This is a genomic window from Dellaglioa sp. CoH-57-MRSF-19, assembly GCF_056781975.1.
The window spans coordinates 1-680 of sequence record NZ_JBXAXW010000057.1; the positions used below are offsets into that span (position 1 = coordinate 1).

Here is a 680-nt window from a genome sequence, read left to right on the forward strand (position 1 = left end):
AACGTCGAACGTACCGAGCCTGCCGACACCTCTTCCCATTATCTCATCGGTCAGTACTCCTGTGAATATGGTGGGCGGTAACTCGGGCGGTGCTGTTACGTCGCTTCAAGTCGCTGGCGCATGGAACGTGTTTGCGAACAAGCAGCTGTACAAGATCAACATCCTGCTGAACTCGGGCCACGCCAGTCCAGACGTGCAGCTTGCGATGGATAGCTTGGCCCAGCAGCGCGGTGATTGCGTGGCACTACTCGATGTTCCGTCGAATGCTCAGCAGTTCCAACAAGCGATCAACTATCGCAATCTGCAATTGAACCTCAACTCGACGTATAGCGCGTTGTTCGCTCCCGACGTTCTTGAGGCAGATACGATCAACGGTAAGCAGCAATATGTGCCGTTCTCGGGTTGGGCGGGTGCGTTGTGTGCTCGTACGGATCGCGTGGCTAACCCGTCGTTCTCACCTGCGGGTCTGAACCGAGGCATCGTCAACGTGCTGGGTACGCGCTACACGTACGATCAGGGCCAGATGGATGCTCTGTTCCAAGCGCAGGTCAACTACACGCAGACGTTCGTTGGTCAGGGTATCGCGTTGTGGGAACAACAGACGCTTGCTGCGCAGATGAGCGCGCTCTCGTGGTTGTCGGTTCGTCGTATTGTGAACGTGATAAAGGTCGCGCTCTATT

The 680-nt window shown here is 56.0% G+C and carries 1 protein-coding gene; it reads left to right on the forward strand.

The features are described from left to right. Positions 1–67 precede the first annotated feature (67 nt). Positions 68–680, forward strand: a 613-nt coding sequence (locus tag AC1RO3_RS08155; RefSeq protein ID WP_481763954.1) for a phage tail sheath subtilisin-like domain-containing protein, incomplete at its 3' end; no start/stop codon positions are given.